The organism is Microbacterium sp. NPDC056736 (assembly GCF_042790415.1).
Lineage (GTDB): Bacteria > Actinomycetota > Actinomycetes > Actinomycetales > Microbacteriaceae > Microbacterium.
Genome location: NZ_JBHTZE010000010.1, coordinates 44,324 through 66,057, shown reverse-complemented (window position 1 = coordinate 66,057; position 21,734 = coordinate 44,324). Strand labels below are relative to the sequence as shown.

General features: G+C 70.1%; 18 protein-coding genes. 10 read left to right on the top strand and 8 right to left on the bottom strand.

Translation table 11 applies throughout. The features are described from left to right. Positions 1-12: 12 nt before the first annotated feature. Entirely contained in the window at positions 13-969 is a 957-nt protein-coding gene (locus ACFRAL_RS16615; RefSeq protein WP_378885049.1) for a carbohydrate ABC transporter permease, read from the bottom strand. Between the two features lie 10 nt (positions 970-979). Beyond that, positions 980-1,981 carry an ABC transporter permease gene (locus tag ACFRAL_RS16610; protein WP_378885047.1) on the bottom strand — a complete coding sequence of 334 codons (1,002 nt, stop codon included), beginning with the start codon at positions 1,979-1,981 and terminating at the stop codon, positions 980-982. A 324-nt stretch (positions 1,982-2,305) separates the two neighbouring features. On the opposite strand from ACFRAL_RS16610, the gene ACFRAL_RS16605 reads away from it, so the two are divergent. From ACFRAL_RS16605 to ACFRAL_RS16560, 10 genes are all read left to right on the top strand, one after another. Beyond that, the gene (locus tag ACFRAL_RS16605; protein WP_378885044.1) at positions 2,306-3,313 is read left to right on the top strand and encodes a LacI family DNA-binding transcriptional regulator; all 1,008 of its coding nucleotides are present in this window, start codon (positions 2,306-2,308) and stop codon (positions 3,311-3,313) included. Positions 3,314-3,475: 162 nt separating this feature from the next. Beyond that, positions 3,476-5,263: an ABC transporter ATP-binding protein gene (locus tag ACFRAL_RS16600; protein WP_378885041.1), complete on the top strand. Its 1,788-nt coding sequence runs from the start codon at positions 3,476-3,478 to the stop codon at positions 5,261-5,263. A gap of 229 nt (positions 5,264-5,492) precedes the next feature. Next, positions 5,493-6,587, top strand: coding sequence for a Gfo/Idh/MocA family protein (locus ACFRAL_RS16595; RefSeq protein WP_378885038.1), 1,095 nt, complete (start codon positions 5,493-5,495; stop codon positions 6,585-6,587). Next, positions 6,584-7,558 carry a family 43 glycosylhydrolase gene (locus ACFRAL_RS16590; protein WP_378885035.1) on the top strand — a complete coding sequence of 325 codons (975 nt, stop codon included), beginning with the start codon at positions 6,584-6,586 and terminating at the stop codon, positions 7,556-7,558. Before ACFRAL_RS16595 ends, ACFRAL_RS16590 begins: the two co-directional genes overlap by 4 nt. A 265-nt stretch (positions 7,559-7,823) precedes the next feature. After that, entirely contained in the window at positions 7,824-9,125 is a 1,302-nt protein-coding gene (locus ACFRAL_RS16585; RefSeq protein ID WP_378885032.1) for an ABC transporter substrate-binding protein, read from the top strand. A gap of 170 nt (positions 9,126-9,295) precedes the next feature. Then, entirely contained in the window at positions 9,296-10,192 is an 897-nt protein-coding gene (locus tag ACFRAL_RS16580) for a sugar ABC transporter permease (RefSeq protein ID WP_336394559.1), read from the top strand. Beyond that, positions 10,189-11,124, top strand: coding sequence for a carbohydrate ABC transporter permease (locus tag ACFRAL_RS16575; RefSeq protein ID WP_378885029.1), 936 nt, complete (start codon positions 10,189-10,191; stop codon positions 11,122-11,124). Before ACFRAL_RS16580 ends, ACFRAL_RS16575 begins: the two co-directional genes overlap by 4 nt. Before the next feature lie 10 nt (positions 11,125-11,134). Continuing rightward, on the top strand, positions 11,135-11,785 hold the full coding sequence (locus tag ACFRAL_RS16570; RefSeq protein ID WP_378885026.1) for a DUF624 domain-containing protein: 651 nt from the start codon (positions 11,135-11,137) through the stop codon (positions 11,783-11,785). 47 nt (positions 11,786-11,832) lie between these two features. Then, complete coding sequence (locus tag ACFRAL_RS16565; protein ID WP_378885023.1) at positions 11,833-13,911, top strand: beta-galactosidase; 2,079 nt, start codon at positions 11,833-11,835, stop codon at positions 13,909-13,911. Positions 13,912-13,960: 49 nt separating this feature from the next. Beyond that, positions 13,961-15,241, top strand: coding sequence for an ABC transporter substrate-binding protein (locus ACFRAL_RS16560; protein WP_378885021.1), 1,281 nt, complete (start codon positions 13,961-13,963; stop codon positions 15,239-15,241). A 73-nt stretch (positions 15,242-15,314) separates the two neighbouring features. Here the strand turns inward: ACFRAL_RS16560 and iolG are convergent, their stop codons facing one another. From iolG to ACFRAL_RS16530, 6 genes are read right to left on the bottom strand one after another with little or no spacing between them, the layout of a single operon-like run. Further along, entirely contained in the window at positions 15,315-16,325 is a 1,011-nt protein-coding gene (iolG, locus tag ACFRAL_RS16555) for an inositol 2-dehydrogenase (RefSeq protein WP_378885018.1), read from the bottom strand. Between the two features lie 43 nt (positions 16,326-16,368). Continuing rightward, a complete protein-coding gene (locus ACFRAL_RS16550; RefSeq protein ID WP_378885015.1) occupies positions 16,369-17,286 on the bottom strand; it encodes a sugar phosphate isomerase/epimerase family protein in 918 nt (305 codons plus the stop codon). A gap of 36 nt (positions 17,287-17,322) precedes the next feature. Then, positions 17,323-18,222, bottom strand: coding sequence for a deoxyribose-phosphate aldolase (locus ACFRAL_RS16545; protein ID WP_378885012.1), 900 nt, complete (start codon positions 18,220-18,222; stop codon positions 17,323-17,325). Further along, complete coding sequence (locus ACFRAL_RS16540) at positions 18,210-19,925, bottom strand: hypothetical protein (RefSeq protein WP_378885010.1); 1,716 nt, start codon at positions 19,923-19,925, stop codon at positions 18,210-18,212. The genes ACFRAL_RS16545 and ACFRAL_RS16540 overlap by 13 nt, the downstream gene beginning before the upstream one ends. 1 nt (position 19,926) lies before the next feature. Beyond that, on the bottom strand, positions 19,927-20,775 hold the full coding sequence (locus tag ACFRAL_RS16535; RefSeq protein ID WP_336394550.1) for a carbohydrate ABC transporter permease: 849 nt from the start codon (positions 20,773-20,775) through the stop codon (positions 19,927-19,929). Then, positions 20,772-21,593: a sugar ABC transporter permease gene (locus ACFRAL_RS16530; protein ID WP_336406415.1), complete on the bottom strand. Its 822-nt coding sequence runs from the start codon at positions 21,591-21,593 to the stop codon at positions 20,772-20,774. Before ACFRAL_RS16530 ends, ACFRAL_RS16535 begins: the two co-directional genes overlap by 4 nt. Positions 21,594-21,734 lie beyond the last annotated feature (141 nt).

Below are 21,734 nucleotides of genomic sequence, written 5' to 3'. Positions count from 1 at the left end.
GCGTGGCCGCCGTCAACCCTTGACGGCGCCCAGCATGATGCCCTTCACGAAGAAGCGCTGGAACAGGGGGTAGATGAAGATGATGGGCAGCACGACGAGCACGGAGACCGTCATGCGGATCGACGTCGGCGTCTGCGTCGTCGCCGCGCCCGCGATCTGCCCGAGATTGCCGCCGGCGTCCTGTGCCGCCTGGGCCAGGCTCGACGCCTGGTTGATGAACATGTAGAGCAGGTACTGCAGCGTGTACAGGCTCTGGTCGGTGATGTAGATGAGGGTGTCCTGGAAGCTGTTCCACTGCATCACGGCGCTGAAGATCGCGATCGTCGCGAGGATCGGCGTCATGTTGGGCAGGTACACGCGGAAGAACACCTGGAGGATGTTGGCGCCGTCGACCTCCGCCGCCTCCTGGAGCTCCTTCGGCATCGACTCGACGTACGTCTTGGCGAGGATCACGTTGAACGGCTGGACGACGAACGGCAGGACGTAGACCCAGAAGTTGTTCGTGAGCCCGAGCGACTTCATGATGATGAACACCGGGATCAGGCCCGCGCTGAAGTACATCGTGATGATGAGGAAGCGGTACCAGAACTTGCGGCCCCACATGCGCGTCTGCGTGAACATGAAGCCCAGGAACGCCGAGGCGAGGACGGTCAGGACCGTCCCGATCACCGTGCGGCCGATGGAGACGACCGTCGCCATCGGCAGGCCGGGCAGCTGGAACACCTGCCCGTAGTTCGACAGGTGGAAGTCGACCGGCCACAGTCGCACATCGCCGAGCGCCGAGACGTCGTTGGCGCTGACGGAGTTGATGATCAGGTAGTAGAACGGGTACGCGCAGATCAGGGCGAACACCGCGAACAGCACGTAGTTCAGGAACCGGAACAGGATGTCTCCGGCCGACGGCCGGTACCGGGCCGAGCTGTCGCCCCGGTGGGCGGTCGTGAGCGTCTTGGTCATCGTCGTGGTCATGGCCCGGCCCTCAGACGATCGATTCGCCGCGGACACGCTTGGAGACCGCGTTGACGGTGAGCAGCAGCGCGACCGAGATGAGGCTCTTCAGCATGCCGATCGCGGTGGCCAGCGACAGGCTGTTGCCCGTCATGCCGATGTTGTAGACGTACAGGTCGAGCACCTGGATCCACTCCTTGTTGAACGCGTTCTGGAACACGTAGTACTGCTCCATGCCGTTGTTGAGGATGTTCGCGATCGACAGCAGCAGCAGCACCAGGTACGTCGGCATCAGCTGCGGGATGGTGATGTGGCGCATCAGCTGGAAGCGCCCGGCCCCGTCGATGCGCGCCGACTCGTACAGCGACTGGTCGATGCCGGCGATCGCGGCGAGGTAGATGATCGCGCCCCAGCCCAGCCCCTTCCAGATGCTCCAGAGCGTCATGGTGAGCCAGACGTTCTCGTCGGTGTCGAGGAACTTGACCGGGGCCGTGACGAGCCCCGCGTCGATCAGCACGTCGTTGACGAGACCCGAGCTCGAGAACAGCGAGAACGCGATCATGTACACGAGCACCCACGAGATGAAGTTGGGGAGCGCCGTGAGCGTCTGCACCGAGTTGCGGAACCACGGCGCCTTCACCTCGTTGAGGAGGATCGCGAAGAAGAGCGGGAGGACGGATGTCGCGATCCCCAGGAAGCTGATCGCGAGGGTGTTCATCAGCACCTGTCCGATCTGCGCCATCTGGGTCGGCGAGCTGACGAGCATCTGGAACCACTGCAGGCCGACGAACTCGCTGCCCTCGAGGCCGAGCGCGGGCTTGTAGTCGTAGAGCGAGTAGATCCAGCCGTACAGCGGGAGGTAGGAGAACAGGAACGCCAGCACCAGGAACGGCACGATGCAGAGGAAGAGCTTGAACGACGTCCTGCTGCCGGCCGGGCGGATCCGCGGGCCGCGGCGCTTGCGGGTGTTCTTCTCGAGGTTGTGGACGGCCGCCTCCTGGAAGACCGTCTGCGCCTGAGCCTGCGTGGTCATCGGACCGTGACTCGGAGAAGGGCGTCCGGGTCGGATGCCGTCGGGTGAGCATGCCGCGCTTCCATGTCACTCCTTCGTGTACGAGGGTGCCCCGGGCGGGGGCGGGATCCGTGGTAAACAGTCGAACCGCTTCGATTTCGAACCGCTTCGATTGAAGAGTAGGCGGGACGTGTTCGGTTCGTCAAATGTCTTCTCGTAACGCGGGGGTAACGATCGTCGCCGGGGGCGCAGCGGCGGCGTGCGTCGGAAAGCGCCTACCATAGTCGGACCGAGCGCGCAGGCGGGATCCACGTCCGCGACAGGGAGCAGGACGGGACGACCGAGATGAAGCGAGTGGGCATCCGCGATGTCGCGGAGCGCGCCGGCGTCTCGATCAGCACGGTCTCCAACGCGCTCAACCGGCCGCACATGGTGAGCGAGCGGCTCGTCGCCCGCGTCCGGTCCGCGGCCGATCAGCTGGGGTACGTTCCACTGCAGGCGGCGCAGGCGCTGCGCGCCGGACGCTCCGGCCTGCTCGGCATGACGGTCATCAACATCGCCAATCCCTTCTTCGCCGACATGGTCGCCGGCGCCGAGGACGCGGCATCCGCCGCAGGCCTGCGCGTCCTCGTCGGCAACAGCTCCGACGACATCGCGAAGGAGCGGGACCACCTCGAGCTGTTCGAGCGCGTCCAGGTCGAGGGTGCGCTGGTGAGCCCGTTCGGCCCGCTCGCACCGTGGCTCGACCGGCTGCGCGGGCGCGGCATCCCCGTCGTCCTCGTCGACGCCGTCGACGACGCCGGCGAGCTCCCGTCTGTCTCTTTCGACGATGTCGCCGGCGGTCGGCTCGCCGCGGAGCACCTCCTCGCGACGGGACGACGCCGGCTCGCCTTCGTCGGCGCCCGTCAGGCCGTGCGGCAGGTGCGCGAGCGGCTCGAGGGCGCGCGGCAGGCCGTGGCGGCCTGCCCGGGGGCGACCATCGAGCCGATCTGGACCGAGCGCACGACGTCCGCGCGAGGGCTCGCCTTCGGCGAGCAGCTGGCCGCACGCCCCCCGGCCGAACGGCCCGACGGCCTGGTCGCCTCCAACGACCACCTCGCGATCGGACTGGTGCACGGTCTCATCGCGGGAGGCGTGCGCGTGCCCGAGGACGTCGCCGTCGTCGGCTACGACGACATCGAGTTCGCGGCCATCGCGGCGGTGCCGCTCACGTCGGTGCGCCAGCCGGCGCGCGAGATGGGCCGGACCGCCGCCGAGATGCTGCTCGCGCGGATCTCGGGAACCGCCGGTCTCGACCTCACCGATGTGGTCTACCAGCCGGAGCTGATCGTGCGGGCGTCCACCGCGCGGTAGCGGCACCGCTCAGCTGACGAGCTGCGAACCCCGGGCGGGCTCGTCGCCGTCGCGCCTCTCGATCGCGCGGAGCGAGCGTGCGACGAAGGCCGCGATGCGCCGTGCGCCCCGCTCTTCGTCGTCTCCGGACCCGCGGGGGCGGCATCCGTCTACCATGTCATCATGGCGCAGAAAGCGTTTACCGGGACCATCCGCGTCATCGCGATCGCCCAGCATCCCAAGCCCGGCCGCTCCGTCCTGCGCCTGCTCGCCCGTCGGCCCGGGCGGATGACGCTCGCCATCCTCGCCTTCGCGTGCAAAGAGATCCCACTGTGGTTCCTCCCGGTGGTGACGGCGCGGATCATCGACCTCGTGGCGACGGGCGGCGACGTGTCGACGGTGCTCATCTGGTTCGTCGTGGCGGGGGTGCTGCTGATCCAGAACTACCCGATGCACATCGCGTACACGCGCAACTTCATGACCGTCGTGCGCGACACCGGGGCCGACCTGCGCAACGCCCTCGCCGCGCGACTGCAGAGCCTCTCGATCGGCTACCACACGCGCGTGAGCTCCTCGATCGTGCAGACCAAGGTCGTGCGCGACGTCGAGAACGTCGAGCTCATGCTGCAGCAGGTCACCCACCCGCTGCTGTCGGCGACCATGGTGCTGATCGGCGCGGTCGCCATGACCGCGATCGCGGTGCCGCAGTTCCTGCCCGTCTACGCACTCGCGGTCCCCATCGCGCTCGGCCTGCGGTGGGCCCTCAGCCGCCGTTCCCGCGCCCGCAACGAGGTGTTCCGGCGCGAGGTCGAGGGCTTCGCCGCCCGCGTCGGAGAGATGGCATCCCTCATCCCGGTGACGCGGGCGCACGGGCTCGAGCGCACCGCCGTCTCGCGCGTCCAGGCGGGCGCGGACGGGGTGCGCCGCGCGGGGCTGCACCTCGACATGCTCAACGGCCACGTGGCCTCGATCTCGTGGGTCGCGATGCAGCTGCTCGGACTCGGATGCCTCGTCGCCGCCGCCATCTTCGCCCTCACCGGGATCCTCCCCATCACGCCCGGCGAGGTCGTGCTGCTGTCGACCTACTTCACGCTGCTGACCCAGGGCCTCACGTCGCTGCTGATGCTGATCCCCGTCGGCGCGCGCGGCATGGAGTCCATGCGCTCGATCTCGGAGGTGCTCCAGGAGCCGGACCTCGAGCAGAACGAGGGCAAGCGCCCGGTCGCGACGGTGGACGGGCACCTCGAGCTGAAGCACGTCTCGCACCGCTACGACGGCGCCGACCGGGATGCCGTCCACGACGTGTCGCTCGACATCCGGCCCGGGGAGACGGTGGCCTTCGTCGGCTCGTCCGGCTCGGGCAAGTCCACGATGCTCAACCTCGTCCTCGGTTTCGTGCGCCCGACCTCCGGGCGCCTCCTGCTGGACGGCGACGACATGCAGGACCTCGACCTGCGCACCGTCCGGCGCGCGGTGTCGGTGGTGCCGCAGGAGTCGGTGCTCTTCGAGGGCAGCATCCGCGAGAACATCGCCTACGGCCTCGACGACGTGTCGGACGAGCGGCTGCGCGCGGCGCTGCGCGACGCCAACGCCGCCGAGTTCGTCGACGCGCTGCCCGACGGCTGGGACACCGTCGTGGGCGAGCGCGGCGCCCGCCTCTCGGGAGGACAGCGGCAGCGGCTCGCCATCGCCAGGGCGCTCGTGCGCGATCCGCGGATCCTGCTCCTCGACGAGGCGACGTCGGCGCTCGACCCCGAGTCCGAGGAGCTCGTCAAGGAGGCGCTCAACCGTCTCATGCGGGGGCGCACGACACTCGTCGTCGCGCACCGCCTGTCGACGATCCGCCAGGCCGACCGCATCGTCGTGCTCGAGCACGGCGAGGTGGTCGAGATCGGCAGCCACGACGACCTCGTCGCCGCCGGGGGCCGCTACGCCCATCTGCACGCGACCCAGGCCGGCCTCCAGCGCTGAGCGGGCGCGGCGTGTCCCCTCCGGCGGGCGCGATCCGGAATTCGGAGACCGGGCGCCTTTCCGGAGCGACGCGCCGGCGGCGGTCCGGAAAACGTGCGGAAGTCCGAATTCCGGATCGGCGCAACGGCGGCGGCGCGGGGATGGGATAGCGCTTTCCGCCCCGAACGCCTACCCTGGAGGGGACGGGATGCCGGCGGCTGCGGCATCCGCTCGATCCCGAGGAGCCACCGTGACCGACACCCTTCGCTGCGCCATCGTGGGCACCGGAGCCATCGCGCACTCGCACATCCGAGCGATCGCGGCCTACCCGAACGCCGAGCTCGTCGCCGTCACCGACCTCTCGCGGGCGTCGGCCGAGGCGTTCGCGCAGCAGTACGGCGGGCCCGCGGTCTACGACGACCTCGACGTGCTCCTCGCGGACGCGAAGCCCGACGTCGTCCACATCTGCACGCCCCCGGTCGCGCACACGTCGCAGGCGATCGCCGCCTTCGCCGCCGGCGCGCACGTCGTCGTGGAGAAGCCCCCGGCGCCGTCGCTGGACGAGCTGGAACAGATGACGGATGCCGCCTCCGCCGCCGGCCGCGAGCTCGCGGTCGTCTTCCAGCAGCGCACCGGCACGGCCGCCGCTCACGTGAAGCGGCTCCTCGACTCCGGCGCGCTCGGGCGTCCGCTGCTCGCCCAGTGCCAGACCCTCTGGTACCGGGACGCCGCCTACTTCGCGGTGCCGTGGCGCGGGAAGTGGGAGACCGAGGGCGGCGGCACGACCCTGGGGCACGGCATCCACCAGCTCGATCTGCTGTCGTACCTGCTCGGGGACTGGGAGCGGGTCGAGGGCCGTATGTGGCGGCTGGACCGCGAGACGCAGACCGAGGACGTCTCGACGGCGACCGTCGTCTTCCAGGGCGGCGTCGTCGCGCAGGTCGTCTCGAGCACGCTCTCGCCGCGCGAGGTCAGCTCGATCCGCATCGACACCGAGAAGGCCACGATCACCGTCGATCACCTGTACGGCCACGGCCACGAGAACTGGCGGATCACGCCGGCGGCCCACATCGACCCCGCCGAGGCTGCGGCGTGGGAGCTCACCGGGCCCGAGGAGCGCAGCGACCACGAGTTCCTGCTGCGCGACGTGTTCGACGCGCTGCGGTCCGGCGCACCGCTGCCCTCGACGGCCGACGCGCCCGCGCGGACGTTCGAGCTGGTGGCGGCGATGTACGCGTCGGCGGACGCCGACGGCGCGGTCATCACTCCGGCGGACCTGGCGGCCCACCCGACGCACCGCCGCAGCTTCGCGAGCACCGTGATCGACCTGCGCCCGGAGCGATGACGACCACGCCCCCGTCGATCGACCCCGGAGCGCCCGCGCCCCGCCAGCTGTACCGGGATCCGGTGTACGACGGCGCCACCGACCCGACCGTCGTCCGCGACGGCGACGGCCAGTGGTGGCTGTTCTACACGCAGCGGCGGGCGACGCATCATGACCCCGGACCCGGGGTGGCGTGGGTGCACGGCAGCCGGATCGGCGTCGCCCACAGCGACGACGGCCTGCGCTGGCGCTACGCCGGCACGCTCGAGCCGAGCGAGGACGCGCTCGTCCTCCGGGCCGGCACGCCTCCGCTCGTGGTCTCCGAGACGCACTGGGCGCCCGAGGTGGTGCACGACGGCACGCGCTGGCGCATGTACCTGACCCGGATCGACGGCATCCCGACGCGGTGGGAGGGCCACGAGCGCCACATCGTCGAATACGTCTCGGACGACCTGCGCACGTGGACCAGGCGCGGCGTCGTGCCCCTCGCGAGCGACCGGGTCATCGACGCCGCCGTCGCCCGCTGCCCGGACGGACGGTGGCGGCTCTGGTGCAAGGACGAGGCCGCCGACTCGACGACGGCCGTCGCGGTCTCGGACGACCTCGAGACGTGGCATCGCGCCGGCACCGCGATCGGCGGGCGCCCGCACGAGGGCCCGTACGTCTTCGAGCTCGGGGACTGGTGGTGGATGCTCACCGACGAGTGGCGCGGCATGGCGGTCTACCGCAGCGACGACGCCGAGTCGTGGACACGACAGGGTGGGGCGGATGCCGTCATCCTCGGTGACAGCGGCGCTGCGGCCGACGGCGTGCAGATCGGGCGCCACGGGTCTGTCGTGGTCACGGACGGTGAGGCGCGACTGTACTTCTTCACCCACCCGTGGTGGGACGGCAGCGAGCTCGCCGACGCCGACGAGCGCACGCATCGCCGCAGCGCGATCCACGTCGCCCGCCTCCGCGTGGTGGACGGCGAGCTGATCGCCGAGCGCTGACGCGAGCCGGGCCGGCATACCCGCCGCCGTCCGCAACCTGGACTGTGACCGGGCACAGTTCCGGTGCGCGGAGAGCGGCACGCCGTTACTGAATCGTTTAAATTTCTCGCGTTCATGTCTTGCGAAACGTTTTTGGCTCGGGTACCGTAGCGGGCAAGCGCTTTCCAGCACCGCATTTTCCGCACCGAGGGACGCGCCACACCGCACACCAGACGACGAACGTCTCGCGGCGAACACGAACGCAGACGTTCAAGAGAGGACAAGGATGTTCAGCAAGAAGCGGGCATTCGCCGTCACCGCGATCGCGGCCGGCGCAGCCCTGGTGCTCGCCGGCTGCGCCGGCGGCAGCGAGGACAGCCCCGAAGCCGACCCCACCTTCGACCCGAACGAAGAGGTCACGCTCGACCTCGCCTTCTGGGGCAACGACGTTCGCGCCGGGCTCTACAACGAGGCGATCGAGGCGTTCAACGAGGAATACCCGAACATCACGGTGAACTCGACGTTCCTGGGCTTCCCGGAGTTCTGGGAGAAGCGTCAGACCGAGGCTGCGGGCGGCAACCTGCCCGACGTCATGCAGTTCGACTACTCGTACCTGCGCCAGTACTCCGAGAACGGGCTGCTGCTCGACCTCGAGCCGTACCTCGGCAACATCATCGAGACCGACCCGATCCCCCAGAACATCCTCGACATCGGCGTCGTGAACGACACGACCTACGGCATCGCCACCTCCACCAACGCGTGGGGCCTGTTCACCAACCCGGTCCTGCTCGAGCAGGCCGGCGTCGACCAGTTCGAGGGCGGCACGTGGGAGGACTACACCGAGTGGATGGGTGAGGTCACCGACGCTTCGGGCGGTGCGTTCTGGGGTGGCAGCGACTTCACCGGCCGCATCCAGAACTTCGAGGTGCAGCTGCGCGCAGAGGGCGAGAACCTCTTCAACGAGGACGGCACGCCCGGCTTCGACGAGGAGCGCCTCGCCGAGTTCTGGGAGTCCGGACAGGACATCCGCGACGGCATCGGCATCCCGCAGCAGCGCGTGGCGGAGGTCGCCCCGAAGGGCGCCTTCGACAGCGCGCTGACGGCGAGCGAGCTCACGTGGGACAACTTCGGCGCCGGCTACCTCGCGGGCCTCGGCGAGTCCTACACCGAGCTCGGCCTCATCGCTCCCCCGGTCACGGAGGAGGGCGCCAAGGACCTGTACCTCAAGCCCTCGATGCTCCACACGATCTCGGCCAACACCGAGCACCCGGAGGCTGCGGCGACGCTCGTGAACTTCCTGGTCAACTCGCCGCAGTCGGGTGAGATCTTCGGCACCAACCGCGGCCTGCCGGCCTCGGAGACCGCGCTGGAGGCTGCCGAGCTCGACCCGCTGAGCCAGCAGGTCAAGGACTACGAGGCCTCGATCGCCGACCGCCTCGGCGACGCCCCGCCGGTGCCGATCGTCGGCTACGGCACCCTCGAGGAGAAGTTCCGCCAGCTCGGGGAGGAGCTGAACTACGGCACGATCACGGTCGATGACGCGGTCTCGCAGTTCTTCGCCGAGATGGACGTCGTCCTCAACCAGTGACAGCTTCCGGGTCCGGGCGTACGATGCGCCCGGGCCCGGAACACCACCCGAATCCGTATCGGAGAGTCCACGTGAGCACCACAGCGACCAGAGTCATCGTGACCGGTGAGAAGCCTTCGCGCCGGTCCCTGTTCCGCCGGAGCAGGCCCGAGCATGTCAACCGTCCGGGCATGCGACAGCGTGCCGTGAAGGAGACGGTCGCCGGCTACGGCTTCCTGGTCCCGTGGCTGGTGGGCTTCTTCGGCCTCACGCTCATCCCGATGGCGTACTCGCTGTACCTGTCGTTCACGGCGTACAACATCTTCTCCCCGCCGCGCTGGATCGGCTTGGACAACTACGTCCGGATGTTCACGTCCGACCCGGCGTTCGTGCAGTCCGCGCAGATCACCCTCATCTACGTGCTCGTGGGCACCCCGATCACCCTGGCCGCGGCGCTGGGCGTGGCGATGCTCCTCAACTACCGCGACAGGGGCGCCGGCTTCTTCCGCTCGGCGTTCTACGCCCCCTCGCTGATCGGCGGATCGGTCTCGGTCGCCATCGTGTGGCGGGCGATGTTCGCCTCCGACGGCCCGGTCGACAACGGCCTGTCGGCCATCGGCATCGACCTGGGCGGCTGGATCGGCAATCCCGCGCTCGTGCTGCCCGCGATGATCCTCCTCGCGGTGTGGCAGTTCGGCGCGACCATGGTGATCTTCCTCGCCGGTCTCAAGCAGATCCCCAAGGAGCTGTACGAGGCGGCCGAGATGGACGGCGCCGGCGCCTGGCACCGGTTCCGCGCGGTCACCCTGCCGATGCTGTCGCCGGTCATCTTCTTCAACCTGCTGCTCGGCCTGATCGGCGCGTTCCAGGTCTTCGCGTCGGCCTACATCATCTCCAACGGCACCGGCGGCCCCGCCGGCATGACGAACTTCATCACGCTGTACCTGTACAAGCGCGGCTTCTCCGACGGCCAGATGGGCTACGCCGCCGCCATCGCGTGGGTGCTGCTGATCGTCGTCGCCATCATCGCCTTCATCCTCTTCCGCACTCAGCGAAGCTGGGTCCACTACGCCGGAGACAACCGATGACCACGACATCCTCGTTCGGCGAGAACGCGCTCCTGCTCACCGAGAACCAGGTCGACCCCGACCAGAAGTCCAGCTCCGCCCCACGCCGCAAGATCAAGACCAAGACGTGGCAGACGGTGATCTGGTTCGTCGTGCTCCTCGTCGTCACCGCGGTCGTGCTCTACCCGCTGGTGTGGCTGCTGTTCTCCACCTTCAAGCCCAACAGCGAGTTCGGCTCGAACATGGGCCTCATCCCGAACAACCCGACCATCGACAACTACGTCAAGGTGCTCGAGGGCATCGCGGGCGTTCCGATGTGGCGGTTCTACCTGAACTCCCTCATCATCGCCGTCGGCTCGGTCATCGGCGTACTGCTCTCGTCGTCGCTGGCCGCCTACGCGTTCGCCCGCATCCAGTTCAAGGGCCTCGGCATCCTGTTCGCGGCGATGATCGGCACGCTCCTGCTGCCGTTCCACGTCGTGATCATCCCGCAGTACATCATCTTCAACCGGCTCGACATGATCGACACCTTCTGGCCGCTGCTGCTGCCGAAGTTCCTCGCCACCGAGGCGTTCTTCGTGTTCCTGCTGGTGCAGTTCATCCGCCAGATGCCGCGCGACATGGACGAAGCGGCCCGCATCGACGGCGCCGGCCACGTCCGCATCTTCTGGTCGATCATCCTGCCGCTGATCAAGCCCGCCCTGATCACCTGCTCGATCTTCGCGTTCATCTGGTCGTGGAACGACTTCCTCGGACCGCTGCTGTACCTGACCAGCCCCGAGAACTACCCGCTGCCGATCGCACTGCGCCTCTACAACGACCAGACGTCCGTCAGCGACTACGGTGCCACCGTCACCGCCTCGTTCATCGCGCTGATCCCCGTGCTCCTCTTCTTCCTGGTGTTCCAGCGCTTCCTCGTGGACGGCGTCGCCACCCAGGGCCTCAAGGGATAGGGCACCCCTCATGGACCGCCGAGAACTCCGCGCCGCGCGTCGCGCCGATGCGACGGGAAGCGGGCCGACGCTCGAAGAGCGCGAGCCCGCCCGCTTCCCCGGCGCGAAGGGGGCGTTCGCCCTCTTCGGCGAGGTGCTGCTGACGGGCCTGCTCGTCACCGCCGGCGGGCTGCTCGTGATCACGCTGCCGGCCGCCCTGGCCGCCGGCATCCGTCACCTCCGCCGGTACGTGAACGCCGAGCAGTCGCACGTGCGGACGTTCTGGCAGGACTGGCGCGCCGCTCTCCCGGGCGGGGTCGTGGTCGGCGTGATCGGAGCGCTCCTCGCCGTCGTGCTGACGCTCGACATCGATCTCGCGAACTCCGGTGCGCTGCCCGGCGGCCCGGCTGTCGCGGTCGTCGGCTGGGCGGGTCTCGTCGTCGGCGCGACCGCCCTCCTCGTCGCGGCCGGTGCGTGGACGCCCGAGCGGGGCTGGCGCGGCGCCGTCCGCGGCATCCCCTCGGCCGTCACCGGTGACCCCGTCGCCACCGTCTACCTCGCGGCCGCGGCCGTCCTCGTCGCGGTCGTCACGTGGATGCTCGCTCCCCTCCTCATCGCCGGGCTCGGCTGCGCCGCGTTCGCCGTGGTCGCCGTCCCCGCGCGCCGCGGCCGCCGCGGCTGATCCCGACCCCTCCCCCACCGCAACCTTCGAACAAGGAGCTGCTCGACGTGCTCTACGGCGCCGACTACAACCCCGACCAGTGGCCCGAGGAGGTGTGGGACGAGGACGTCCGCCTCATGCAGGAGGCCGGCGTCAACATCGTCAGCCTCGGCATCTTCGCGTGGTCGCGCATCCAGCCCGCCGAGGACGTCTGGGACTTCGAGTGGCTCGACACCGTCATCGACAAGCTCCACGCCGGCGGCATCCAGGTCAACCTCGCCACCGCGACCGCGTCCCCGCCGCCGTGGGTGAGCGCGACCTACCCCGAGACGCTCCCCGCCGACGAGTCGGGCGCCTCGTACTGGCCGGGCAGCCGCCAGCACTTCGCGCCGTCCTCGCCGACGTACCGCGGTCTCGCCGGCGAGCTGGTGCGCCGCCTGGCGGAGCGCTACGTCGATCACCCGGCGGTCGTCATGTGGCACGTCGGCAACGAGTTCGGCTGCCACCTCTGGATGGACTTCTCGGATGCCGCGCGCGACGCGTACCGCGCCTGGCTCGCGAAGCGGTACTCCACGATCGAGGCGCTCAACGAGGCATGGGGCACGAGCTTCTGGTCGCAGCGCTACGGCTCGTTCGACGAGGTGTTCCCGCCCCGGCTGGCGCCGTACAGCCACAACCCGTCGTCGATGCTCGACTGGCGCCGCTTCACGAGCGACATGCTGCTGGAGTGCTACCTCATGGAGCGCGAGATCCTGCTCGCCGCGGGCGCGACGCAGCCGATCACGACGAACTTCATGGGGCCGTTCAAGCCCGCCGACTACCGCAAGTGGGCGCCGCACATGGACGTCATCGCCGACGACTGCTACCCCGATCCGGCGAACCCGCATCGCGTGCGCGACGCCGCATTCCAGCGCGACCTCATCCGTTCGCTGAAGCCGGGCGTGCCGTGGCTGCTGTGGGAGCAGGCGACGGATGCCGTGAACTGGCGTCCCGCCAATCCCGGCAAGCGTCGCGGCGCCCTGGTCGCCGAGTCGGCCCAGTCCATCGCGCGCGGCGCGGACGGCATCATGTTCTTCCAGTGGCGGCAGTCCCGCGCGGGCAGCGAGAAGTTCCACTCGGCGATGCTCCCGCACGCCGGCACCGGGACCCGCACGTGGGACGCGGTCACGGCGCTGGGTGCGCGCCTGGCCGCACTGCCTGAGCTTCCCGCCCCCGTCCGCGACGCCCAGGTGGCGCTCGTCTTCGACTGGGAGAACTGGTGGGCGGTCGAGGAGCGCGACCACCCGACCGAGATCGACTACCTCGCGCTGACCCTCGAGTGGTACGGCGCCTTCCACTCCCGCGGCATCCAGGTCGACATCGTCGGGCCCGAGGAGGTGGACCGCTCCTACGACCTCGTCGTCGCACCGGCGCTCTACCTCCTGCGCGACGAGGGCGCCGCGGCGATCACCCGCTTCGTCGAGGACGGCGGCACCCTGCTCACGGGACCGTTCAGCGACATCGTCGACGCGCACGATCAGTTCCGCGACGGCGGCTTCCTCACCCAGCTCGGCCCGGTGCTCGGCCTGCGCTTCGAGGATTTCGGCGCGCTCGCCGGTGCCGCCGCGAGCGCCAACGGCGTCGGCGCCCTGAACGTCGAGGCGCTCCACGCCGCACGCTCGGCTGCCGCCGGCGGAGCCGTGTCGTTCACGCTCGGCGGCTCGTCGCAGACGGGGCGCCTGGTGGCGGAGGCCGTGCACGCCACGGGCGCCTCCGTGGTCGGAACCTTCGCATCCGGCCCGCAGGCCGGCTCCCCCGCGCTGACCCGTCACCGCCTCGGCGCGGGCGAGGCGTGGTACGTCGCGACGCAGCCCGACCCCGACGGCATCGACGCCGTCGTCGCGGCCGTGGTCGAGGCATCCGGTGTCCGCCCCGTCGTCGACGGGCTCCCCGCGGACGTCGAGGCGGCCCGCCGTGGCGACCTCGTCACGCTCATCAACCATGGCGAGACCGCCGTGACGGTCGACGTGGCGGGAACGGATGCCGAGACCGGCGCGGCCGTCCACCGCGTCGTCCTCGATGCGCAGGGTGTCGCCTTCCTCCTCGTGCCCGCCTCGCCCGGCGCGCCGGCGTCCGCCCCCGCCGCAGAACTGTCCGCCGCCCGCTGAGCGGCGGCCCCCCGACCCTCGCCCAACCGCACCCACTGGAGACATACCCATGCCCGCACCTCGCCTCCTCGCAGCGGCCGCCCTCACGGCGACCGCGGCGCTCGTCCTCGCCGGATGCTCCGGCGACACCTCCGATGACGCGGCGGCGTTCGACCCCGACGAGAAGGTCACCATCGACTTCGCGTTCTGGGGCAACGACGACCGCGCGACCCGCTACAACGACCTGATCGCGGCGTTCAACGAGGAGTACCCGAACATCACGATCAACACCTCGTTCACCGACTTCCCCAGCTTCTGGGAGAAGCGGCAGACCGAGGCCGCCGGCGGCGGACTGCCCGACGTGTTCCAGTTCTCCGACAGCTACCTGCGCCAGTACGCCGAGTCCGGCAACCTCCTCGACCTCGCCGAGGTCGCGGACTACGTCGACACGACCACGTTCGACGAGTCGCTGCTCGGCACCGGCGCCCTCGACGGAACGCAGTACTCGCTGCCGACGGGCTACAGCCTGTGGGCGAACTTCATCAACGACGACCTCGTCGCACAGGCGGGCGTCGAGGCGCCCGAGGCCGGCGGCAGCTTCGCCGACTTCGACGAGTGGATGGCCTCGGTCACCGAGGCGACCGGCGGCACCGTGTACGGCGGCACCGATTACACGCAGCGCATCCAGGTGTTCGAACTCGTGCTCCGCGCCGACGGCGGCAACCTGTACACCGAGGACGGCGAGCTCGGCTTCACCGAGGACGAGCTGCGCGACTTCTGGGAGTCGGGCGCCGACATCCGCGACGGCGTCACCGTGCCGCAGCAGACGCTCGAGGAGCTCTCCCCCAAGTCCGGATTCGGCGCGGCCGTGACGGCGAGCGAGATGAGCTGGAGCAACTTCCTCGGCGGGTACCTCGCCGACTCGGGCGCCTCATCGATCTCGATCGTCGCCCCGCCGACCGCGGAGGAGGGCTCGAAGGACCTGTACCGTCAGGCGGGCCTCCAGGTCGCGATCGCGCAGAACACCGAGCACCCCGAAGCCGCCGCGCTGTTCCTCGACTTCGTCGTGAACAGCCCCGAGGCCGGCGAGATCTTCGGCACGACGCTCGGCTTCCCCGCCTCGTCGTCGAAGCTCGAGGGCACGACCCTCGAGGGCGCCGACAAGCAGGTCGCCGACTACATCGAGTCCGCCGCCGACCGCATCGGCGACGCCCCGCCGGTCCCGGTCGTCGGCTACGGCTCGCTGGAGCAGACCTTCTGGGACCTCGGCAAGTCCATCGGCCTGGGCGCCCTCTCGGTCGACGACGCGGTGACCCAGTTCTTCGCAGAGGCCGACGCGATCCTCGGCTGACCGACAGCAGGACGACGGATGCCGCGGCTCATCGAGCCGCGGCATCCGTCTGTTCGTCTGTGGGAGGGCCTGGTCAGGCCAGGCTGACCTCGACGGCGACCCGCTCGGTCGCCGAGCGCTGCGCGGCGTCGGCGAGGATCAGCGCAGCGCGTCCGTCCTCGAAGGTCGGGCTCGACGCGGTCTCGCCGCGGGCGAGGCGGACGAACTCCCCCAGCTCGGCGGCGTAGGCCTCGGCGTAGCGCTGGAGGAAGAAGTCCTCGTACGGTGCCCGGGTCTCCACGCCGTCGCCGGTGGAGAGGCTCACGAGGCTCGTCGAGCGGTTCGCGACCTGCAGGGTCCCGTTCCCGCCGAACGCCTCGAGGCGCTGGTCGTAGCCGACGGCGCTGTGCCGCGAGTTGACGATCGTGACGAGCGCCCCCGACGCCGCGCGCAGCGTCACCACCGCCGTGTCGAAGTCGCCGTGCTCGCTCGCGCCGTCGTCGAACGTGCGCGAGCCGACCGCGCTGACCTCGACGATGTCGGGCAGGAAGCTGCGCGCCATGTCGAAGTCGTGGATCGTCATGTCGCGGAAGATGCCACCCGAGACGGCGATGTAGTCCGCCGGCGGCGCGGACGGGTCGCGACTGATGATGGTGAGCTGCTCCAGGGCGCCGATCTCGCCGGCGGCGACTCGCGCGCGGACTTCCGCGAACGCGGGGTCGAAGCGCCGGTTGAAGCCGAGAGCCACGGGGATGCCGGCCGCCGCGACCTTCGGGCGCAGCCTGTCGACGCGCGCGATGTCGAGATCGATCGGCTTCTCGCACAGCACCGGGATGCCGGCATCCACCGCCCTCTCGATGAGGTCGACGTGCGTCGGGGTGGGCGAGGCGATGAGGACGGCGTCCACGTCGCCCGCGGTGAAGACCTCGTCCGTGTCGGCCGTCGCCCGTCCCCCGAAGCGGTCGGCGACGCGACGCGCCCCGTCGACGAACGGGTCGGCGACCCAGGCGAGGGCGGTGTCCGGGTTCGCGGCGATGTTCTCGGCGTGCACCTGGCCGATGCGGCCGGTGCCGATGAGACCGAAGCGGAGAGGGGCGTGGGGCACGGCGGATTCCTTGTCTGTGTCGGAGAAGAGGCGGCAGCGTGGGTCAGACCCAGCGCGTGAGCGCAGCGCGGTTCACCCGCTGGTCGTCGCCGCGCGCGGCACGGAAGGTGTCGATCGCGACATCGGGGGCGTTCAGCACGTCCTGTTCGACGACCACCCAGCCGTCGAAGCCGCGTTCGTCCATGGCATCCATCACGCGCGCGAGATCGAGGTCCCCGCGGCCGAACGCGGTGAACGCCCCCGACGACCAGACCTCGGCCATGCCGCCGCCGGCCGCCAGCACCCGCCGCAGCTCGGCGCGGTCGACGTCCTTCAGATGCAGGTGGTTGATGCGATCGCCCCAGCGCGAGACGGCCTCCGCCGGGTCGCCGTCGGCGATGAGCAGATGACCGGTGTCAAGGGTGAGGTCGACGTCGACGTTCGCGAGGAACCGGTCGATCTCATCGGGCGACTCCACGAAGGTGCCGGCGTGGTGATGGAAGGTCGGCTCGAAGCCGGCGGCGCGCACGAGCGCCGCCGCGCGCTCGGTGTTCGCGAAGAGGCGATCCCATGCCTCGGGAGCGAGCGGGTCCGCGGCCGCTCCGCGGCCGGGGTGGGCGCGGCGCGCCACGGAGCCGTCGTCAGCGAGCGTCGGCAGCGGCAGCCTCCCGGGGCCCGCCTGCGCCGCGTCGGAGAAGACGCGAAGCGCGTCGGTCAGAACGGGGAGGGATGCCTCGAAGGCCTCGTCATCCGAGAACGGCAGCTGCACCCATCCGCCCGCCAGCTCCAGCTCGAAGCGGGCGAGCCGCGCGCGAAGCTCCGCGCCGCGGCCGAGGTACCCCACGGGGCCCAGGTCGACGCCGCGGTACCCGGCATCGGCCAGCACCTCGAGCAGGTCGTCGGCGGACACGGTGGCCGCGCCGTCCGGCGTCATCTCGAAGACGCCGAAGCTCACCGGGGCGCCGGCGACCTCCGCCTTCATCGGGTCTCCTCGAACGTGCGCATGGGTTCTCCTCGGTCAGAGATCGGTGTGGACCAGGCGGGCGGCCGCGTCGACGGCGGCGGCCACATCGCCGTCCGGCGGGTAGAGCAGGGCCCGGCCGGCGGTGAGCCCGCGGACGCCGGGAAGCGCGAGAGCATCCTCCCATGATGAGAAGGTCTCGTCCGGATCGCTGCCCGAGTCGCCCCCGAGCAGCAGCGTCGGCAGGGTGGTCGCCTCCATCACCCGTTCCATGTCGGGCACGACGGGCAGCTTCATCCATGTGTAGGCGCTGCTGACCCCGAGGCCGGCGGCGATCGCGAGGGACAGCACGACGGCGTCCGCGGTGAGGTCGTTGCCGATGCGACCGTCGACCCAGCGGCTCATGAAGGGCTCGAGCATGATCGGCATCCGGGCCTCCGCCGCGGCGCTCACCGCGTGGGCGGCGGACTCGAGCGTCGACGCGGTGGCCGGGTCGGCGAGGTTCACGCGCAGCAGCACCTTGGCGAAGTCGACGCCCGAGCGCACCATCGCGGGCACGTCGTACCCCGTGAAGCGGTCGTCCATCTCGAAGGCCGACCCGCGCAGCCCGCCGCGGTTCATCGAGCCGACCACGACCTTGTCGTCGAGCAGGCCCAGGACGGCGAGATCGTCGATGATGTCGGGCGTGCCCAGCACACCGTCCACACCCGGGTGGCTGAGGGCCACAGCGAGCCGCTGGAGCAGCAGATACCGGCTCGCCATCGCGTGGTCGCGGTCGCCCACCGACAGCGCCCCGCGTGCGGGGTGGTCGGCCGCGACGATGAAGAGACGCCCGTCCCCGCGCACGATGTCGCGGCGGCGGCGCGTCGCGAGCGCCTCCTGGACGGCGTGCGGCCGTTCGGCGCGCAGGGCGCGGAGGGTGTCGAATTCGAGCGCGTCCACGGTCACCGCACCCATCGGACGGCTCGCTCGGCGCGGAGGCTGAACACGAGGCGTGCGGGTGATCGTCCGGTGAGATACAGGCGCGAGCCGTCAGCGGCGTCGGTCGCGCCGAGGAACGCGTAGTCCTCGCCCGGGTGGTACGTGCCTGGGCCGGCCGAGCGGTACGCGTCCCCCGCCTCGACGGCGATCGCGTCCTCGCCGACCCGGTAGACGCAGGCGCCGTGCGTGAGCAGGTGGCTCCCGTTCTCCTGCGGCGTCGCGCCCTCGCCCTCGAACCGCCCGCCCTCACGGAAGGCGAGCTCGAGCGCCCAGGGACTGTCGGGTCCGTCGACGGAGAGGGTGAGGATCGCGCCGTCATCCGTCGGCTGCACGTCGACCGAGGTCCGCAGCGCCACCTCGTCACGGCCGCGCTGCGCGAACGCCATCGAGCCGTAGAACCTGCCGTCGTCGGTCAGCTCGTACTCGCCGGACGGCGAGCGGAGGTCGGCGGGCATGGGCTGGTAGTAGTGCGCCGCGACGGTCTCCGTCAGCCGGTGGCTCGGTCCGCCGTCGTCGCGATCGGTCGCGAGACCGTCGGCGCGGAACGGACCGAGTCCGAAGAAGTCGCGCGAGAGGCGCACGGAGTCCAGGACCGCTTCGCCGGCGAACAGGCGGAGGAACGTGGGGTTCGTCGACAGGCCCGAGCGGACGCGCCGGAAGCGCGGGTAGTCCGACCCGCCGAACACCACGAGGCGGCGCTGCGCGTTGTCGTCGATCACGAGGCGGGACTGCGCCCAAGTGCCCTGCGCGGATGGCGCGGTCGCCTCGGGCAGCTCGTCGCCGAGGGCGGGCTCGAGCAGGAGCTCGGCCAGCGTGGACGGCGCGTGGACGACGCCGTCGCGCAGGGCGCGCTCCGCGGCCCACGCGAAGTCACCGCGTCCCAGCTGGACGGCGTACCGCCGGTAGGCGACCAGGTAAGGTCCGAGCGGGAACCGGGTGAGCTGGTCCTGACGGCGCGAGTGCACGGTCTCGACCGTGCCGTCCGGGTGGATGAGCCCGAGCGTGCTCTCGAGGTTGCGCACGACGGCGGCGTGCGCATCCTCCCGCCCGAACACCTCGGCGATGGCCGTGAGCGACGGGTTGGACACCCACGCGGCATAGTTCGCGCTCCGCTCGGAGTAGACCCCGTCGGCCGTGATGTCGACGCCCTCGGCGAGCCATTCCTCCGCACGGCGGCGCAGCGCCTCCGAGGGACGGCGGCGGTGCAGCCGCGCCAGTGCCGCCGAGATCTCCCACCGGTGGTTGGGCGTGTGGACGCCGCCGGCGATGAGCGCCGGTTCCACGGCGTCGGCGACCGCGTCCAGCTCGGCGGCGAGCGCGGCCAGGCGGTCGTCTCCCGCTGCGGCGTCGACGGTGCCGATCACCTGCAGGGTGTCGCAGAGGTCGTTGACCGTGAAGGACGAGTCCGGAGGAGAGTCGACGTTGTCGCCGCCGATGAACAGGCCGCCGGGCCCCTGGAGCGCCCGCAGGGCGCGGACGTTCGCCTCCGCGCCGGCGAGCAGCGCCGGGTCGCCCCGATCGTCCGACTCGGGCCACAGATAGGCGCAGACCAGGAGCTTGGCGCGCTCCATCAGCCGGCGGTGCCTGTCCGCGGGGCTCGCGCCCTCGGCGAGCGCCCGCCGCACGTCTTCGGCGACGGCGTTCCGGAGCGCGCCGAGGAACGGGGATCTGTCGGGCATCTCAGTCCTTCAGACCGGAGTTCACATCGGCGTTCATGATCTGCCGCTGGAAGATGGCGAAGAGGACCACCATCGGGACCAGCGAGATCACCGAGGCCGACAGGAGCACCGACCAGTCGATGTTGTCGGCGCCGACGATGGATCGCAGCGCGACCTGGAGCGTGTAGCGGTCCGGGTCCCTCAGCACGATCAGCGGCCAGATGTAGTCGTTCCACCGCCACTGGAACGAGAAGATCGCGAGCACCACGGCGATCGGCTTCGCGAGGGGGAGCATGATGCGCCAGAACGCGCCGAACTCCGACACACCGTCGATGCGGGCGGCCTCGAGCAGCTCGTCGGGGATCGTCTTGAAGTACTGACGGAACATGAAGATGCCCGTCGCGGTGATGATCGACGGCACGATGATGCCGGCGAGCGTGTTGTACAGGCCCAGGTCGCGCACCACGGCGAACGAGCTCGGCATGATGACCTCGGTCGGCAGCATGGTGGTCGCGAGGACGCAGATGAAGAAGAACTTCAGCCACCAGGCCTTGTACTTCGCGAACGCGTAGCCGGTCATGGCGCTCACCAGCACGGTCAGCACCGTGGTGACGACCGCCACGATCGAGGTGTTGAGGAAGTACTGGGCGAAGTTGAACCGGTTCCACGCGGTGGTGTAGCCGCTGATCGTCCAGTCTTCGGGGAACAGCCGGAGCGGGAGGCTGAAGAGCTCCGAGCCGGGCTTGAACGAGCTGAGGATGAACCAGGCGACGGGGATGATGAAGCCCAGCGCGAGCAGCCACAGCAGCAGCGTGCTCGGCAGCGAGCGGAGCCCGCGGCGGCGCGGTCGCGCCTCTTGTCGGAGAGTCATGCGAGGTCGTTCCTCTTGTCGAAGCGCATCTGGATGACCGCGATGACGATGAGGATCACCATGAGGACCATCGATGCGGCACTGGCGTAGCCCACATCGGCACGCTCGAAGCCGGTGCGGTAGATGTACTGGACCATGAACATGTTCGAGGTGCCCGGTCCACCGCCGTTGAGCGCCTGGACCATCGCGAACTCCTTCATCGACCCGATGGTCGTCAGGAGGATCACCATGAACGAGGTCGGGCGCAGCAGCGGCAGGGTGATGCGGTAGAAGCGCTGCCAGCTGTTGGCGCCGTCCAGCTGCGCGGCCTCCAGGTACGACTGCGGGACGTTGCGGATCGCGGCGATGAACAGCAGCATGTTGAACGCCGTGCCGCCCCACGTGCTCACGATGAGGATGAGCACGAGCGCGAGCGTCGGGTCGGTCTCCCATCGCAGGCCCTGGCCGCCGAGCGTCTCGATCAGATAGTTCACGAGACCGAAGTTCTCGCCGAAGAGCCACTTCCAGATGACACCGGCGACGATCGGCGAGATGAGCCACGGCAGGAAGAAGATGATGCGGGCCGTGGACTTGCCCTTGGCCATGCTGTTGGTCAGGAGGACCGCGATTCCGAGCGCCGCGACGTAGTGCAGCGGGACCGACAGCAGGGTGTACAGGAAGGTGCGGCCGAGCACGCTGTAGAACACCGGGTCCTGGGCGAGGTCGACGTAGTTCTCGACGCCGATGAACTCGGGGGTTCCGACACCGGTGTAGTCGGTGAGCGAGTACCAGAGCCCGAGCGCTCCCGGCCACAGGAAGAACAGGGCGAACAGCACCACCGAGACGGCGATGAAGGTGAGCGGCGCCAGGACGAATGTCGTCGAGCTGCGCCGCCGCGGGGGGGGGGGGCCGGGCCCCCGCCCCCCCCCCCCCCGAAGGGCACAACGGTGGTGTGGGGCGGCCCCCCCCCGCCACGGTGG

Bases quoted from the DNA above. Each gene is read 5' to 3' on its own strand.
- ACFRAL_RS16575 (WP_378885029.1), top strand. From the start codon at position 10,189: ATGACCACGACATCCTCGTTCGGCGAGAACGCGCTCCTGCTCACCGAG.
- ACFRAL_RS16615 (WP_378885049.1), bottom strand. From the start codon at position 969: ATGACCACGACGATGACCAAGACGCTCACGACCGCCCACCGGGGCGAC.
- ACFRAL_RS16540 (WP_378885010.1), bottom strand. From the start codon at position 19,925: ATGCCCGACAGATCCCCGTTCCTCGGCGCGCTCCGGAACGCCGTCGCC.
- ACFRAL_RS16560 (WP_378885021.1), top strand. From the start codon at position 13,961: ATGCCCGCACCTCGCCTCCTCGCAGCGGCCGCCCTCACGGCGACCGCG.
- ACFRAL_RS16535 (WP_336394550.1), bottom strand. From the start codon at position 20,775: ATGACTCTCCGACAAGAGGCGCGACCGCGCCGCCGCGGGCTCCGCTCG.
- ACFRAL_RS16600 (WP_378885041.1), top strand. From the start codon at position 3,476: ATGGCGCAGAAAGCGTTTACCGGGACCATCCGCGTCATCGCGATCGCC.
- ACFRAL_RS16610 (WP_378885047.1), bottom strand. From the start codon at position 1,981: ATGACCACGCAGGCTCAGGCGCAGACGGTCTTCCAGGAGGCGGCCGTC.
- ACFRAL_RS16605 (WP_378885044.1), top strand. From the start codon at position 2,306: ATGAAGCGAGTGGGCATCCGCGATGTCGCGGAGCGCGCCGGCGTCTCG.
- ACFRAL_RS16590 (WP_378885035.1), top strand. From the start codon at position 6,584: ATGACGACCACGCCCCCGTCGATCGACCCCGGAGCGCCCGCGCCCCGC.
- ACFRAL_RS16585 (WP_378885032.1), top strand. From the start codon at position 7,824: ATGTTCAGCAAGAAGCGGGCATTCGCCGTCACCGCGATCGCGGCCGGC.
- ACFRAL_RS16550 (WP_378885015.1), bottom strand. From the start codon at position 17,286: ATGAAGGCGGAGGTCGCCGGCGCCCCGGTGAGCTTCGGCGTCTTCGAG.
- ACFRAL_RS16570 (WP_378885026.1), top strand. From the start codon at position 11,135: ATGGACCGCCGAGAACTCCGCGCCGCGCGTCGCGCCGATGCGACGGGA.
- ACFRAL_RS16580 (WP_336394559.1), top strand. From the start codon at position 9,296: ATGCGACAGCGTGCCGTGAAGGAGACGGTCGCCGGCTACGGCTTCCTG.
- ACFRAL_RS16545 (WP_378885012.1), bottom strand. From the start codon at position 18,222: ATGGGTGCGGTGACCGTGGACGCGCTCGAATTCGACACCCTCCGCGCC.